Source organism: Bradyrhizobium sp. USDA 4541 (assembly GCF_024171085.1).
Lineage (GTDB): Bacteria > Pseudomonadota > Alphaproteobacteria > Rhizobiales > Xanthobacteraceae > Bradyrhizobium > Bradyrhizobium australafricanum.
Genome location: NZ_JALJZF010000001.1, coordinates 8307029 through 8323788, shown reverse-complemented (window position 1 = coordinate 8323788; position 16760 = coordinate 8307029). Strand labels below are relative to the sequence as shown.

The window sequence follows — 16760 nt, the reverse complement described above, 5'->3', positions numbered from 1 at the left end:
ACGCCTCGCGCACCAAGGGCCGCGCCGGGCAGGGGAAACGCGATGAAATTGACCGCTCCGGGTTTCACCTCTCTTGCGCTGATCCTGTTTGCCTGCGGGGCGATGGGAAGCGCTCGGGCCAATAATCCGTCGCCCGCCCAGGTCACAATACCGGCCGGCCAGAAGGGTGGTGGCGGGCAAAACCTGGGTATGTCGTCACTGACCGAGCAGCATCGCCTGCCGCCGGACTCAAGCACCAGGCACACGCTTGAGCTGCCTGGGCGGACGCTTTCTTTCGTCGCGACCGTCGGTTCCATCCGCCTGTTCGACGATAAGGGTGAGCCGCAGGCAGATATCGTCTATACCTCCTATCAGCTTGAAGGCGCTGATCTCGGCACGCGCCCGGTGACATTCTTCTTCAACGGCGGACCAGGATCATCATCGGCGTGGCTGCAGCTTGGCAATGCCGGACCGTGGCGGCTGCCGATCAATGCTGACGAGGTCACGCCATCGACATTTCCCGAGGTGAGGCCAAACGCGGAAACGTGGCTCGATTTCACTGATCTGGTGTTTCTCGATCCTGTCGGCACCGGCTATAGCCGTTTCGTGGCGACCGGCGATGACGCGCGCAAGCGGCTCTATTCCGTTGAGGGCGACGTCACCGCGCTCGCGCTGGTGATCCGTCGCTGGCTCGAAAAGCATGACCGGCTGTTGTCGCCGAAGTACATCGCGGGTGAAAGTTATGGCGGCATTCGTGGGCCAAAGGTCGTCGACCAGTTGCAGATGCGGCAGGGCATAGGCGTTAGGGGCCTGATCATGGTCTCGCCAGTGTTCGACTACAGCGCCGGCAGGAGCGTGCTGCAGTACGTCGCCACGCTGCCCAGCTATGTCGCGACCCTGCGTGAAGCCGAAGGTTCGGTAAACCGAGCCGATCTCGCCGACGTGGAAGCTTATGCGCGCGGCGAGTTTCTGGTCGATCTCATCAAAGGCCAGGCCGACAAGGAAGCAACTACGCGTCTGGCCGATAAGGTCGCGATGCTGAGCGGCATCGACCAAGCGGTCAGCCGTCGGCTCGCCGGTCGTTTCGAAGTCGCCGAATTCCGCCGTGAGTTCGACCGCAAGAATGGCAAGTTAATCGGCAGGTATGATGCCTCTGTGCGTGGCCTCGATCCATATCCGGAGTCCGATTTCCAGCTTTCAGGCGATCCCTCAAGCGATACGCTGGTGGCGCCTCTGACCAGCGCCACTGTCGATCTCCTTTCGCGCAAGCTTGCCTGGCGGCCGGAGGGCTCCTATGAACTGGCCAATCGCAAGGTCAGGGAGGCCTGGGATTTCGGCCGCAGCCCTCCGGAGTCAGTTTCGGAGCTGCGCAAGATCTTGGCGACGGACCGGAACATGAAATTGCTGGTGGCGCACGGGCTGTTTGACCTCGCCACGCCATATTTCGGATCACAGATCGTGCTCGATCAACTGCCGCCATTTGCCTCCACGCCGCGCGTCAAGCTTGTTGTGTTTCCGGGCGGCCACATGTTCTATTCACGAGATGCCTCGCGCCACGCTTTTCGAGCAGAGGTCGAAGCGCTGATGAAATAAGGCCGATGCCAGGCCTGGTCAGGAGCAAGGCCGCCTTCGCATAAACACAATGTCGCTGATGCTACGGGACAGAGCACATGCGGCCGGTCTCTCGCCGATCAAGGCGTGGATCGGCGTCGTCCGGCTGCTAGACGACGCAGTCCAAAAATGGCTGCGAACAAAACTCGGCTTGATCAGCCAAGGAGCAAGCTTGCGGACGCCATCTGATGCGGGCTCTCACGCTGGGCGGGGGTGACGCGCTTCGTCGAAGATGGCCGAATAGAGCTCGACAATAACGCCGCCGCGCGCGATCTGCCCGATCACGCTCACGGAGCGCGCATCGTTCGCAGGTCCCGATGGCGATGTCCAACACTGCGCAGTCATCGCCTCCTTGGCCAAAACCTGTAAGTGCCGAATTATACCGACGGCGGACCTACAGCATCGTTATCACCAGGGTCGTCAACGATGAAACAGTTGGAATCCGGCTTAAGCGAGCCAATCAATCTTGTTGAGGTGCGTTGGTGAGTAACAAGAACATATCATCGCGAATTTTGTTAGGCCCCAAGGCGCGCGAATCGCTTTCCCAGTGAGACGCGCTTCTCGGAAGTTGTAGAGCGAAGCGCTTCCGGAGAGCCGAAATGAATTTGAGCCCGTGCCTTGCGGCACACTTCGGTGAAGTGATCGTGAGGGGCTGGCTCATGAGCAAGCTTTTATTCGCCGCAAGTACCAGGCGAGCTTCGATTTGTCCTTTCGACCACCCACAACCGGCATGCATTCTTTAATGCCTCTTACGGGCCATGAGTCGATCTTCTCAGAGACCTGGTGCCAAAATCCCCCGGTTTACGACGCTTCGGAAAGAAGGCGCGGGTGTTTGGAGGAGCCGCCCGCGCCAAGTTTGCTTCGCCAGCTTGGCCGCCTTGGGGGCGTGAAGATAAACAGCCAAGCCGATGAGGTTCTTAGCAATTCATGTGCCAAGAGGGTCACGATGCAAGAGTAGACACAAACAGGCGGTACTCGACAGAGCGCAGCGGCCAGGCAGACACGACGGAAAATCGTGCGGCCGATTGCTGACAGGCCGCGCACGACTTGCGATCCAAACGTGCGGCACTCAGGAGGTTTAATCAACAAGCAAGGTCCTCAGCAACCCGCGTTCTGGACCATCATCGTTCTGTCAGAAAAGCCTGCCGTCGAACCCGAGCGAGCTGGTTACTCTTTGTTGGACATGCGCTCATCGTTCCGTTCCAAAGTCTGGTTTTCCGCACGCTCATTCGAGAGTCCTGGAAACCCGATCCCAGCGGCAAGTGTCTCGACCGGAAAAAGGGTGAGCTTTCACCACGCGGGTGGCATAATCCGCGCAACATGCACTAGATGACGGTACCGCAGCCGGAGTTTCGCGAAGACAATCGAATGGTCTTAGGAGCTCGCGAATACCGCGTCGTCAATGATAGGTCACCTGCGAGGGCCACCCCAAGCTGACGCAAAGAGCTGCAAGTTGCTCGATAGAGTCACCCTGGATTGCCGTTCGCGCATGCCAACGAGCATCGGAGCATGAGCGATCATCTGATCAGGAGGAGCGACGCCAGAAAGCAGCAGTCGTCCTCCATTGTCTTCCAGCTGCGTCATTGTTTGTCCGCAGCCTGCGAAAGGACCGGCTGAACCGCCACAGCCCTGAGCGGAAGCTTCCCAGCGCGTCGGCCGGGCAGAGGTTGAATTATGTGGTCAAGCTCAAGGTCAACGAACTGCAGAACCGGGCGCGGCTGACGGACACGCAGCGCCAACAGACCCGTGTATCTGTTTGCCGATGTGGCAAAGCGCCGCGCAGGCAACGCAGGCGGAGTAGGCAGGGCTGACCGTCCGTGGCCATTTAGCTCAGGTGAATTCCGACAGCGTCATTGAACTCCAGGCGACTACGGAGCTCTTTCGAGAATCTCCGCACACGTCGTGTTGTCTCACGAAGGTGGAGGCGCACGTCAGGAAAAATTCACGCGAGAAAATTCCGGAGAGGGTTGAAACGCACCTAACGTCAAGTTGTACGATCTGAAAAATAGACGGCGAGGGTCGTCAGCGTACAAAAAACCTCCAACGAGCGACAGTGTGCGAATGTCTCAAGTCTTAGGCTCACGCTGGAAGCGGCAAGCATCAAATGCGCCGTGCCGGGATCCGGCCCGGCCGCCACGGTCCGACGCGCACTGCTAATCCGATTTCAATATTGCCGGAGTGGCGCGCGTATGCCGGCCGGTTGGGCCGCCGATGCGCGGCGACAAGCCGACACTCGCGCTCAAATCTGCGAGATGCGTATGGCCGGATCAGAGTGGCGCGTCGCGCCAAAGGGGTTCGAGGGGCGGTCATAATGCGAACTGTTGGGAGATCTGAATGACATCGCTCAAGAGCCTTGCGAGACATCACTTCGCGTCCGCGACTGGATGTGCAGGTTGTCCCTGGGCAGCTTCTTCGACTGCCGATCCGAAGCGCACCCGGGCTCTATCGCGCAGGGCTCAAAGCTCTTGAACGGCGCTCGCCGTCTCTTTGCTGGGGCGGCTCCAGATGCATCGATGAATACAACTGAGGGGGAATAGTGTGACAAGACAGCGTTCTTTGCTGACGCCTGGTCCATTGTCGTTATCGCTGGATGTCAGGAGCCAAATGCAGCTTGACCTTGCATCGCGCGATTGCGAGTTCAAGGAAGTGACCGCCCGCATGCGGCGGCTGATCCTCAATTTGCTGGCAAATGCCGACGACTATTCGGTGGTCCCGATTCAGGGAGGCGGCTCTTTTGCGATGGAAGCCGCTCTGTCAACATTCGTGTCTTCAGCCCACAAACCACTCGTTTGCGTAAACGGCATCTATGGCGAGCGCATATACAAGATGCTGCGGCTATGGGGTGTCGAAGCGCAGACGCTTGCCAAGCGGGCGACCGACCGTTTGGATCCTCAGGAGATCGGCGAGCATCTGAACCGAAATCCCGGCGTTACGCACCTGTGTTTCGTTCATTGCGAGACCACGACCGGCATCGTCAATCCGCTGGATGCAATCGTGGAGGAGGCGAGGCGGCGTGGCGTGAAGACGATCGTCGACGGGATGAGCTCTTTTGGCGGCATCGATATTGACCTGAGCAAGGGGGGCCCTGACGTCCTGGTCACGTCGAGCAACAAGTGCATAGAGGGGCCTCCAGGCGTAGCGTTTGTCATCGCCTCTCGCGAACTGTTGGAGAAAGCAGTTCAAGAGCCGAGGTCATTTGTGCTCGACGTGAGAGACCAATGGCTCTCGCTGGAGCGCACAGGTGAATGGCGTTCGACACCTCCCACCCATATCGTTCAGGCAACGACCAGGGCACTGGAGATCCTCGAGGAAGAGAGCGTTCCTGCCCGTCGCCGCAGGTATGAGAAGGTCAGGGACGATCTCCTCAAGGAGCTCGAGGGAGTGGTTTCCCCGCTGCTAGCCGCGAACGTGCAGTCGCCGGTCTGCGTTGCGTTCGTTGCGCCGTCGGGGATGGCGGATCAGGCAGCATTTGATGGGCTGTATCGCCACCTGGCGAGCCACAACCTTTACATCTACTCTAAGCTGCACGTTGCGACGCGGAGTTTCCGGATCGGCTGCATCGGGGAAATTCAATCCGGTTGGATTCAGCAGTTGGGTTGCGCCTTCCGGACATACTTCCGCCCTGGTCAGGGTGCCGCGGCGCGACCAATATCCGCCCAGGAGACATCCCAGGCCCTCGTCAAGGTGCCGCTTCGCGTGGCAACGGGCGCGCAGGTGCCATGGTCCCCCGAGACTGCCGTTCTGCACGCGGGTTACCGTCGCGACCCGGTGACGAAAGCTGTGGCCGTGCCGATATATCAGAACACGGCTTATGAACTCGATGGCGATCTGAACCACATTGCCGATGTCTACAACGTAAAGGCTGATGGGTTCACCTATACAAGGATCATCAATCCGACGACGCGCGCGCTGGAAAGAAGGTATGCGGCGGTCGATACGGGAAGGGATTCGCTCGCCGTCGCATCAGGGCAAGCGGCAACCTTCCTTGCCATCGTCAACCTGGCAAGCGGGCAGGTCGGGGATAATGTCGTCGCCTCGCCATATCTGTATGGCAATACCTGGAACCTGCTCCATAACACGCTGAAGCGTCTTGGCATTAGCGTCAGGACGGCGGATCCTCGAAGGCCCGAGACGTTCGAACGTGCCATCGATGATCGCACGATATGCCTGTTCGGAGAGGTGATTTCGAACCCCTGTCTGATTCCGCTCCCGGTCAAGCAGCTGGCGGAGATCGGTCGGAAGTACGGCGTTCCCCTGGTGGTGGATAATACGACGACGCCACTGGTCTGTCGGCCGTCAGATCTCGGTGCTGCGATCACGACGTACTCCGCGACGAAATACATATGCGGCCATGGCACCACACTGGGCGGACTGATTGTCGACAACGGCAAGTTCAGCTACCGCGGGGCCTCCCGCTTTCCGTTGTTCAACGGTCCTGACGAGGCGCATGGCGGGATTATCTGGCGCAGCGCGCTGCAAGATGTCGACGATCTTGGAAAAAGCGAGTTTCTGCTGAAGGCCCGCATGACTTGGTTGCGCGATACGGGGGCTGCGATCGCTCCGTTTGCGAGCTTCCAACTGATCCAGGGGCTTGAGACGCTGCCGCTTCGCATGAAGCAGCATTGCGCCAACGCCAGGGTCGTCGCAGACGCTCTCAAGGAGCATCCAAAGGTACGCCGTGTCTTCTATCCGGGGCTTTTCGAAGGAGCGGATCGGGAAACCGTCGACCAGACGCTCAACCCGGCATACGGGCACGGCGCAATGGTCATGTTCGAAGTGGAGGACGAGCTGGCCGGACGCAAGTTCATCCAGAACGTCGACTTGATGTATCACGTTTCGAATGTCGGAGATGCCCGCACACTGGTGACGCATCCTGTCTCCACGACACACACAACCGTTCCACGGGAAAAGCGCGAGGCCGCTGGCATATTTGGCGGTTCGATCCGGCTTTGCGTCGGCATCGAGGACGTCAACGACATTGTCCGCGATCTGCACAAAGCGCTCTCCGCAATCTGACAACCTGCAAGGCGATCAGGAAGGAATTCTCATGAATCAGCCAGAAGCTTGGAAACTGAGGTCGTCACGCTATGAGGCCGTTCCATTCAGCCGCGAGATCAATAAGCAGCTCTCCGAGCTGAGGCCCGATAACATAACGGGAGCGGCGTATATCGCGAAAGACTACGCCGTGATCGCAGCGTGCACGCTCGCGACCGTGTCGGTCTCATGGTGGTTGTATCCACTCGCAGTTCTTCTGATCGGCGCCTACCAGCGCGGATTGACGACTATCGCCCATGATGCGGCTCACCGCACGCTCGCGAAGAATACCACCTGGAACTACGTCCTCGGGATTCTATTCGCCGCCTATCCGCTGTTCCAGCGCCACTGGGCCTACCGGATCTCACACGTCTATTTGCATCATCCCTATCTCGGCGATCCTGACAAGGACCCCGATCTGAAGTTCTTCCTGGCCAACGGTGTTTACGACGTGCAGCCGCCTGAGCGGTACGCGTTCAACCTGATCTGGAAGCCGATATTTGGCGGTGCGACAGTGGCGTACCTGAAGTATCTCTGGACCAATCGTTTTTCGATCAGAGATGCCGAGGACGAGAGCCGCTCAGGCATACTTATCGACAAATATGGCTTCTATCTTTTCTGGATCTGCATCCTGGGCGGATCATATGCCCTTGGGCTGCTCCACATCGTGGTCCTGTTCTGGATCGTGCCCTATCTCACCACGTTCCAGGTCCTTGGCTGGTTTGTCGAACTCGCCGAGCACTCGCCCATGTGCGAGACCGAAACGCAGAACGTCTATCTGACCAGGAATCGGAAGGGGAATTTCCTGGAGCGGGCCATCCTGGGGCAAAACCTGGATGAATATCACCTCGAGCACCACCTCTCGCCTGGCATCCCGTTCTGGCTGCTGCACAAAGCCCAGAAAATCAGGATGCAGGATCCAGCTTACGCAAAGGTTGCCGCAAGCTGGGGAGGGCTCTTCGTCAAGGGGCCGCAAGGTCAGCCAAGCGTCATCACTCAGTTGAAGGAGCGAAACCGGCGTCTGTATGAGCAGTCTGTGCGCGGTACCAACCCGAGTGGACAACTCGCGTGACATTGCAACGGCCATACAAAGCCCGTGCCGTGGTCGGCATCACCTCGAACCGTCTGTTGGTCGATGGCGTGCATCGTGATTGGTTGCGGCGCAAGTACGTCAAGGCCCTGCTTCATCATGCGGGACTGGCGTGCGTCATATTGCCGACGATCGACGCTGAAGATGCGTCGGTTGAAACCGCTCCGGCGATCATGCAGGCTCTCGACGGACTCGTGTTGACGGGAGACGAATCCAATGTCGATCCTGCGGTTTTGACGGCGCCTGCGTCTTGTCCGGGAGCTGATCAGCAGGACATCGAGAATGGAATCCGTGATCGTCCTCGGGACAGGCTATCCGCGGTAGCGATCAAGAATGCCATTGCGCAGGGAATGCCGATCCTGGGCATCTGCCGGGGGCTGCAGGAGCTCAACGTCTATTTCGGCGGCACGCTTCGCTCATCCCTTAGCGAGTGGAGTCTGGGGAGTGGCCAGATGCATGCCGAGAAGCCGGACCGCCCGAGAGATCGCCAGTACGATGTCGCGCATAGCATCAGGATATGTCCCGACGGTGCGCTCTATCCGATCGCGCGCGCTGTCGAAGCGCAGGTCAACTCCCTGCACAATCAAGGCATAGAAGTGCTGGCCGCTGCGCTAAGACGGGAGGCGTGGGCGCCTGACGGTCTGGTCGAAGCGGTCTCGGTCGTGGGCGCGCCGACGCTGCAGATCGCTTTGCAATGGCACCCCGAATGGCACGCCTCAACCGATCTGCTGAGCAGGCGGCTATTCACGGCATTCGGAGAGGCGTGCCTTGCCTACGCCGAACAAAGAAGCACAAGAGGCGGACAGTGACATTTCAAACCAAACGCGGTCCGCCCAGATCAAAAGGGGAGTTCACCGGAACCGACGCGCCGGCATCGTTCGGGGTGCGCGCTGCGCCGCGACAGCATCGAGGCAACGGCGGACGATCGACAAGCCGCTTCGCTCTGGGAGTTCTCTTTGTGGCGCTTTACGTCGTCCTCAGCGCGGCAGGCGAGGTGTATGCGGCATCGTATTTTCAGCAAGCAGACCTGTTCGTCGCTCTGTTGGTGTCCTTTGCCGCGGTATGTCTGTCGTTCAATCTGCTGGCTGGTCACGGGACGGGCAAGGCACGAGCCACGAAGCCAGCGCTCGTGGCTTTTGTGTCGCTCAACCTCGTGACCGCGATCAGCTGGATCGGATTGTTTGTCGGCCTGAAATACGCCGAACCTGCGATCGTCGTCGCGTTCATGGTGGCGCTGGGACCCGCCGCAACAGTGTGGTTGAACGCGCTGATCAGGCGGAAGGGCATCCCTCCGGCATCCGACATCGTCGTGAGCGCCACGATTGCGATAATTGGCGGCTACATGATCTGGATCTCGGTCAGCGGCAATGCGGGCGTGCAGTGGGGGCCTCGATCGTCTTTGGGTATCGTCCTCGCAATCGTGGCCGGCCTATCGCTGGCGCTTACAAATATACTTGTCAAACTGCTGTTCGAATACGGGTTTTCTGGTCGACAGGTATTGGCGCATCGGTTCTACGGAACGATTCTCCTGCTGCTGGGACTAGTCGACTATTCCTCCATGGTGCTTGAGATCTCGCAGCATTGGCCTGCGATCGCAGCGATTGGGCTCTCCACGATCATTGTTCCTTTGCTCTTGATCCAGGAGGGTATCCGCCGCGTCGAGCCCTTCACCGTCAACATGGTGCTGTCCACCGCCCCTGTCATCACGTTCCTGTTCCAGTACTTCGATTCTCGTATCGTGCCTTCGCTACATACGTTCGTTGGAAATCTTCTCATCACGATTGTCGCTGTCGGCAACGTCTACTCGCAGTATCGGAGGACCGCATGAACGAACGCAAATGTGTAATCGTCGACGCATATTCGACTGGCCGATTTCTACCTGAAGAGTTCAGGCGGTACGGAATTGGAACGGTGCACGTGATGTCGGCTGCACAGATTCCATCCATCTTCCAGTCGCATTTCAATGCGGACCTGTATGACGAAGTCATTCGTCCCCGCGAATGCATGGCCCACGACGAGATCGTTGAATTTCATCTTCAGGCGCTCCGCGGCAGGGAGCTGGAGTTCGTTATAGCGGGGTCCGAGACCGGAGTTGAGCTCGCCGATTCCATCTCGGAGCGGCTGGGCTTGCCTTCGAATGGGACGGCTCTGTCAGCCGCCCGGCGTGACAAATCGCGGATGTCCGAAGCGTTGGCCGCGGCAGGCGTGCGATCGATCAGGCAAGTCGTGTCCGGCAATGCCGTCGAGATCGCAAGCTGGAAGCGTCAAGAGAACTTCGATGAGATCGTGATCAAGCCGCTGAACAGCACAGGCACGGAGGACGTGTTCTTTTGCTCGACTGATGCAGATGTTCAACGCGCTCTGGCTGCCATCGTCGGAAAGACAAACCGGGTCGGAGCGTTCAATGAACTGGCGCTTGCACAGGAGAAAATAAACGGTCAGCAGTATACCGTAAATGCCGTCTCGATCGATGGAGAAGCGTTCGTCACCGAGGCCTGGACCTACGAGACCGTTCTCGTCGAGGGAGCGTCATCGGTCTGCTCCCGCGAGTGGTTGCTGGGAGCCAAGGAGCCAATCGTTCTGGAGCTGTCCGATTATCTTGTGCGAGCGTTGCAGGCGCTTCAGATCGTCAACGGACCCGCGCATGCGGAGATCATCGTCGATGATCGCGGACCAGTTTTGGTCGACTTCGGAGCGAGACTGCAAGGAACCATGTCGGCAAAAGCCCGGACCATGGCATTGGGTGACAATCATATGTCGCTAACGGCCTGGCGGTACGCGGATCCCAAGGGCTTTGGTGAGTGTATGAGGTTGCGTGGAGCCTACAAGCGACAGGCTCATGCACTGTGCGTCTCGTTGATTTCCGATATGAGCGGCGTCGTTGCGGGTTACTCCGGATTAGATGCAATCCGCAACCTCTCGAGCTTCGCGGATGCCATTGCATTCGTTCCCATAGGCCAAAAGCTGATCCCGACGATCGACTTGGCGTCCACACCAGGCATCGTGTACCTCGTCAACAACGACCTGGTACAGCTTGAGGATGACTATCGCCAGTTGCGTACGCTGCGGATGAACCAGGTGTTCGATCTGATGGCGCAGGAAGGCGGCGAATGACCGACATCCGTGTGGCTCGCACGAACTCAGCTCGTGCTGCGATGATTGGCGTAAGCGACTTTGACGGTATCCTTCGAGGTAAGCACGTCTTGGGTGAAGATCTCTCGGACGGGGATAAAGTCGTCAAGTTCTCTGAAGCGGTGCTGGCGTGGGATTGTGCGGACCGGGTCATTCCCGCAGGATTCACCCAAAAGCCGCTCTCAGCATTCGGAGATGCCGATCTACGTGTTCTGTCTGGCACCGGTCGTTTGGTGTCTTATCTCGGCGATCAGGATCTCTACCTTGCCGAGTTTACGGGCGCACATGAGGACATCTGCCCGCGAGGTATCCTGCGTAAAGTCCTGAAAAGGGCAGCTGATCACGGATACGGCTGCACGGCCGGGTTCGAGTTCGAGTTCATGCTGTTCAACGAGAACGCCGACACAATTGAGGACAAGCCGTTCGGCCAATGGGCTCCGTTCACGCGAGGTCCCTTCGGTTACTCGATTGCCCGCTCTGTCGCGCACCAGGAGCTGTTCGGCGAGATCCTGGCGCTTTGTGAGAAGGCCAGAATACCTCTCAGCGGCTTGCACTTCGAGACAGGGCCGGGCGTGATTGAAGCATCGCTTCATCATTGTGATGCCCTGGAAGCTGCGGATCGCGCGATCATCTTCAAGGCAATGATAAAAGCCTGGGCGCAAACGAAAGGCATGATGGCGACATTCATGGCCAAGGTTTGTGAGGAATGGCCCGGCCAGTCGGGCCATATTCACATCTCGATGTCCTCGGACGGCCAGAATGCGTTTTACGACAATAACGCGTTTCGCAACGTCTCAAAGATCATGAGGCAATTTATCGGCGGACAACTGAACTACATGAATGAGTTCTGTGTCCTCGCCGTGCCGAACTTCAATAGCTACAAGAGATTGGTCCCCGGCTACTGGGCGCCGGTCTGCCCAAGCTGGGGAATTGACAACCGCTCATGCGCGGTGCGGGCCATTCCGGGAGAGCCGTCTGCACATCGCCTTGAGTACAGGCTGGCCGGCGCAGACATGAACCCGTATCTCGCTCTCTCATGTGCCGTCGGTTCGGGCATGCTGGGCGTCGAGACAGATGCGGTCTTGCCGACTTCGATCGTCGGTGATGCAAGCATGGAGATGTGTTCTCGCTCCGGGAGGCTGCCTCAAAGCCTGTCAGAGGCAACATATCGGTTTGCACAGTCCCCGGCGGCCAATGATGTGTTCGGGGAAAGGTTTGTTGAGGCCTTTTCCTGCTCCCGCCGCTGGGAGTGGGAGGCCGTTCAACATCGGGTCACTGACTTTGAACGTCGGCGGTACTTCGAGATCATCTAGCTGTTCGCCCTATTGAGCATTGCAGCCGTTACGCTGCAGTTGATCAGGGCAAGGGCGTCCGTCCAGCACAGCCGCGCAAGTTCACGCCTGGACCTTTCCTTCGTTCGCCGTCTTACTGGAGGCTGGCGACCATCACAATCTTGCCACCCGATCTTGCTGCGCTTCAGCTAGCACCTCCGGCCGCAGGGCGCGACCGGAGGTTTATCCCAACAGGGCTTCGCGTCAGTGCCGCTTGCCGCTTATCGGCGTGCTGCTGATTGCGGTGTCGTCGACTGCCTCATTGTCGGATGCGTTGCCGTCGTCTGCATTCTTTGCGCCCTTGGTCGACTTCCTGCCCGCTTTTGCGCCCGCAGTCCTGAGCTTAGGTGAGGAGTCCTCATCATCGCTCATCCCGCTCTGTGTGCTTGTTCCTTGCACGCCTTTGCGAGCCTTGGCGTCCGCAGCAAGGCTTTGCGCAATGACTGGGTACGCAAGGAAAGCCGCAAGGCCGCATGCGATTACAGAGGTCTTCACCAATTTCATTCGTGTCTCCTGGATCGATTTGCTTGCAACGAACGATTTCGGCTCAACGCCGCGCCGTCCGCCTGCACCGCGTGCATCGTGTCAAGCGCACGAGCAGCGTGGCTTCATCTAATCTCTCTTGTGTGGTCATCGTTTAGGAGATTTGGGGTAAATTCGCGAAGTTGTTGTCTTACCTGTGGCGATACAACATCCGTATCGTCGGGAGGAGTCGAGGATCTGCGCTGCTGAAATCGCCGGAGTCCCCGGCCGGGGGAGATAGATGCGCGCGTCTGGCGGCTTTGAAGTTCTCACCTCTGCAGTCATCTCAAGGCAGGCACCGCTTTTGTCGTCGCGCTTGTCAGCATCCTGTAAGCTAGGCTCCACAGTCTACCGCAATCCGAAGGCCGGCTTTGGCGGTTCTCACGGTGCTGGCCGGGATAGGGGAACGTCGCCGGGATTCTCGGTTGAATCGTCCCTATCGTGAGTCTGCGTTTGCGCGACGGTCCTCGCTTGGTGCGAAATCCGTCGCAGGGCCGCCCCTAGTGACGGCCTTACGGGGATTGTCGACCGCAACGACCTCCTGCGAGCCGCCATCGAAATAACGTTTAGGGTCATTCAAATGTCTGGCGGCTGGATACCTTGGGCCACGCGTCTTCACGGCCGCTGGTCCTTCGAACTTGATTGCATCGGGCGACGTCGATGCGCGCGGACCAGGCTGCTGGGTTCATTGCCGTCTCCCTGCGGGAGCGGGCTGTTGGCTGGCGCTGAAACCCCGGCTTGCGCCGGGTTTTCACCCTTCGGGCTTCCATCCCTGACGGTAGCTGCGGCGGCGCGGAATGTCTTGGGCCTCGGGGCGGCCGTGAAAAGGGAGAGGCAGAGTGGAGTGGCCTTGGCCATGACGGGTTGAAGGTCGGAGGAGAGTCTTCCGGCGCTCGTCATGGAGATTGCTGCCATGAATACGCAGATGGTTGATGCCGGCCGCGTTGCGAGCGGCGGATACAAAGTGGATGTGAGCCGCGGCGAGCGCGTCGGTCGGGTGTCCTCGGAGTGGTTTTCCCGCCCGGCAGATGAGCGTTACCTGTCGCTCGACGAACTGGCCCGCACGGTGCACGATCGGGCGAACCGCAGCCGAACGCGCGTGGTCGAAAGCGCGCTCATTCATGTCAACGCAAGCCGTGTAGACCCTGAGCGGCTGGCCTTGATGTTGCCTGGCTCCGACACCCCGGTTGCGCCGACGCATTGGAGCTTCGGTCAGCTCGCAAGCCAGGTTGGCGCTCCGGCCGCTTACCTGCGGCAGCTCCCTGCGTCACTCGCAGCCATCAACCTGCAATATGGCTTGAACGCCAATCGTCTCGAGCAGATCAAAACGCTCGAGACCGAGGATAGCCGTGTCGAGCTTCGCGCCGTCACCGGCCCCGACTATGGCCGAATCTACGACCACGAGCTGGTCGAGGCCGTACAGCGCATCGCCGGCAATGGCACAGGCGATACAAGGTGGAAGGTGCCCGGTGTGCTCGACTGGTCGAGCGGCATCTACAATCCCCGTGTCGACATTTCCAAGGCCACGACGACCCTGTATGCATCAGACAGGGACGTTTTCCTCTTTCTGGTCGATGACCTGAATCCGATCGAAGCCGGTCGTCTTCGTGACGGCTCGCCCGACCTCTATTTCCGAGGCTTCTATTGTTGGAACTCGGAAGTCGGTGCGAAGACCCTCGGCATGGCGAGTTTCTATCTTCGTGCGGTTTGCCAGAATCGCAATACGCAGCTGCACGCTTTGCTCACGAGGCAGCCCCGGCGCTGTCGAACTTCGCCAACTCCTCACCCATGCCTTTCATCAACGGCATCAAGGCCGCTCGCGAGCGGATCGTGGCACGCAGTGACGAGGATCGCACCGAGTTCTTGCGCCGCCGCGGCTTCTCCAAGGCCGAGACAGGCAAGGTGATAGACGCGGTGCTGGCGGAGGAGGGCCGCCCGCCTGAAAGCATCTTCGACTTCGTGCAGGGCATCACCGCCGTCGCGCGTGACAAGCCGCATCAAGATGTCCGCCTGGACATGGAGGCCAAGGCCAAGAAGTTGCTCGACCGGGCGGCCTAATGTCAGCCAGGCCGGAGATCCTGGTCTCCGGCCTGGTACATCTACCCTTTCCATTCACGAGTGATGGGCGCTACTCTCTCGCTGTCGTGTCCATCGCGGGCTGACAGCTCTTGGCGGTTTCGGATTCCCGCGGGATTGAGACCCGCGAGTGAGATTGCGACGACGACATCCGGAATATCTGGCTTTTCGCGCCAACACGATCGGCTGACTCATACAATTGCCGCCACGAACCGCCTTCGCGCGTTCGGCTTCGCGTCCACGCAAGCGTATCGGCTCAGGGGCCGTCAACATAACGGCCTCTGGTATCGCCGCCGGCCATTTTGAGTGTCATCCGATCCGGGATTTGAATGGCGCGACCTGGTTTTTCCGATAGCGCGGCAGCCGCCAACGAACGCCATTTGCCGCCGAAAGCTAGAGCGAGAGCCCTGACAGGCTTGTCCGCAAACGGGTTGGAGGCCGAGAGAGAGGCTCCCGGCCGCCCGGTTCGGAGAAGCTGACATGGCAAGCGCCGTTTGGAAGATCAAGCCGTCGCCGTCGCGCGACATCCTCTTAAGCAAACTCGTCTTGAGCCGTTTCGTTGAGCGGGAGGGCGCGTGATGGTCTTCGATGTCTCAGAATTGGTACGCCGCCTCGCACGCGAGGCCGAGGGCGTATGCCGACACTATCTGTCCAATGGCAAGCGGGTGGGGCGATACTGGGTGGTTGGCGACGTTCGCAACACGCCAGGACGCTCGTTGTTCGTGCGGCTCCAGGAATCGACGAAGGGGCCCGCCGGAAAGTGGACCGATGCCGCCACCGGAGAACATGGGGACCTGCTCGACATCATCCGCGAAAGTATGGCTTTGCGAGATTTTCGCGAGGTGGCCGAGGAGGCAAGACGCTTTCTAACGCTACCTCGTTGCGAGCAGCAACCCGCCCCGAAAGCCGACAGTCCAGCAGCGCGAGCCGGATCGCAGCAAGCCGCCCGTCGCCTGTTTGCAATGTCCAGCCCCATCGACGGTACGGTGGTCGAAGCTTATTTGCGGCGTCGCGGAATGGTCAGTATCCATCATGGCGGCAGCTTGCGCTTCCATCCACGTTGCTATTATCGACCGGACGAGCAATTGCCGATGGAGACATGGCCAGCAATGATAGCCAGCGTTACAAATCTTGATGGGCGGATCTGCGGCGTGCATCGCACCTGGCTCGATCCGGACGGCTTTGATCGCATCCGGCTCGGCAAGGCTCCCATCGACACCCCACGGCGGGCCATGGGCGACCTGCTCGGTAACGCTGTTCGTTTCGGCCTGGTGGATGATGTGCTTGCCGCCGGCGAGGGCATCGAGACCATGCTGTCGCTGCGCTGCGTCCTGCCGACCTTGCCGATGGCTGCTGCGCTTTCGGCCAATCATCTCTCAGCCATGTTGCTGCCGGCTGGCTTGCGTCGGCTCTATATCGCCCGTGACGCTGATGCCGCCGGAGACGCCGTACGGGCCATCCTTACCCGGCGCGCGCAGGAGGCCGGCGTCGAAGCGATCTCGCTGTCGCCTCGGCTCGGCGACTTCAATGAAGATCTGCAAATCTTCGGCCTTGAGGCTCTCCGGGCAGCGTTGCGGCTTCAACTGGTTCCTGACGATGCCGCCCGCTTCCTGCGCTCGTCCACGATCGAGGCCGGGTAGTCGCGGTAATTCGACCGATGGCGAAAGATCGGTCATAGCCGAACTCACTTGGCGGAGAGGACGCGACCTTCGGCCTTCTAGCGGGCGATCGGACGGCAAGCGGCCCGGGCCGGCAATGGCTGCGTCCGGCTATTTTCCGCCGCGCGCAGGCAATGAGAAGACATGATCGCGATTTGGCGAGCGCGCTTTGCATCGCGAAGCAAAATAGCCGGTCTTCGCCATCCTCCGCTGCCGCTTCGGCCCTGCGCTACCGCCCACGCCCTGCGGGCCTGGGCGGACAAGCCGCTCCGGGTTCTGGCCCGTTCCGCCCGCCGTCTGAGTGATCGCCACGAAGGCCGCGATGGG

Annotated in this window: 10 protein-coding genes and 1 pseudogene; 10 read left to right on the top strand and 1 reads right to left on the bottom strand. The window is 59.6% G+C overall.

Features of this window, described 5'->3' with window-relative positions; all coding sequences use genetic code 11:
- Positions 1-42: 42 nt before the first annotated feature.
- From J2R80_RS39845 to J2R80_RS39805, 8 genes are all read left to right on the top strand, one after another.
- Positions 43-1572, top strand: coding sequence for a S10 family peptidase (locus J2R80_RS39845; RefSeq protein ID WP_375162630.1), 1530 nt, complete (start codon positions 43-45; stop codon positions 1570-1572).
- A 231-nt stretch (positions 1573-1803) separates the two neighbouring features.
- Entirely contained in the window at positions 1804-1959 is a 156-nt protein-coding gene (locus J2R80_RS43875; RefSeq protein WP_375162629.1) for a hypothetical protein, read from the top strand.
- 2235 nt (positions 1960-4194) lie between these two features.
- Positions 4195-6606: a 2-aminoethylphosphonate--pyruvate transaminase gene (locus tag J2R80_RS43565; protein WP_375162628.1), complete on the top strand. Its 2412-nt coding sequence runs from the start codon at positions 4195-4197 to the stop codon at positions 6604-6606.
- Positions 6607-6637: 31 nt separating this feature from the next.
- Entirely contained in the window at positions 6638-7696 is a 1059-nt protein-coding gene (gene rtxC, locus J2R80_RS39825) for a dhydrorhizobitoxine desaturase (protein ID WP_253640530.1), read from the top strand.
- Positions 7693-8523 carry a gamma-glutamyl-gamma-aminobutyrate hydrolase family protein gene (locus J2R80_RS39820; RefSeq protein WP_253640529.1) on the top strand — a complete coding sequence of 277 codons (831 nt, stop codon included), beginning with the start codon at positions 7693-7695 and terminating at the stop codon, positions 8521-8523. The genes rtxC and J2R80_RS39820 overlap by 4 nt, the downstream gene beginning before the upstream one ends.
- On the top strand, positions 8520-9542 hold the full coding sequence (locus J2R80_RS39815; protein ID WP_253640528.1) for a DMT family transporter: 1023 nt from the start codon (positions 8520-8522) through the stop codon (positions 9540-9542). Before J2R80_RS39820 ends, J2R80_RS39815 begins: the two co-directional genes overlap by 4 nt.
- Positions 9539-10828: an ATP-grasp domain-containing protein gene (locus tag J2R80_RS39810; protein ID WP_253640527.1), complete on the top strand. Its 1290-nt coding sequence runs from the start codon at positions 9539-9541 to the stop codon at positions 10826-10828. The genes J2R80_RS39815 and J2R80_RS39810 overlap by 4 nt, the downstream gene beginning before the upstream one ends.
- Positions 10825-12159, top strand: coding sequence for a glutamine synthetase family protein (locus J2R80_RS39805; RefSeq protein ID WP_253640526.1), 1335 nt, complete (start codon positions 10825-10827; stop codon positions 12157-12159). The genes J2R80_RS39810 and J2R80_RS39805 overlap by 4 nt, the downstream gene beginning before the upstream one ends.
- Positions 12160-12381: 222 nt before the next feature.
- On the opposite strand, the gene J2R80_RS39800 is transcribed toward J2R80_RS39805, so the two are convergent.
- Positions 12382-12681: a hypothetical protein gene (locus tag J2R80_RS39800; protein WP_253640525.1), complete on the bottom strand. Its 300-nt coding sequence runs from the start codon at positions 12679-12681 to the stop codon at positions 12382-12384.
- Between the two features lie 931 nt (positions 12682-13612).
- On the opposite strand from J2R80_RS39800, the pseudogene J2R80_RS39795 reads away from it, so the two are divergent.
- Together J2R80_RS39795 and J2R80_RS39790 are read left to right on the top strand one after the other, a co-directional pair.
- Positions 13613-14757: pseudogene (locus J2R80_RS39795) on the top strand (DUF932 domain-containing protein).
- 596 nt (positions 14758-15353) lie between these two features.
- Positions 15354-16415: a toprim domain-containing protein gene (locus J2R80_RS39790; protein WP_253640524.1), complete on the top strand. Its 1062-nt coding sequence runs from the start codon at positions 15354-15356 to the stop codon at positions 16413-16415.
- Positions 16416-16760: the final 345 nt, after the last annotated feature.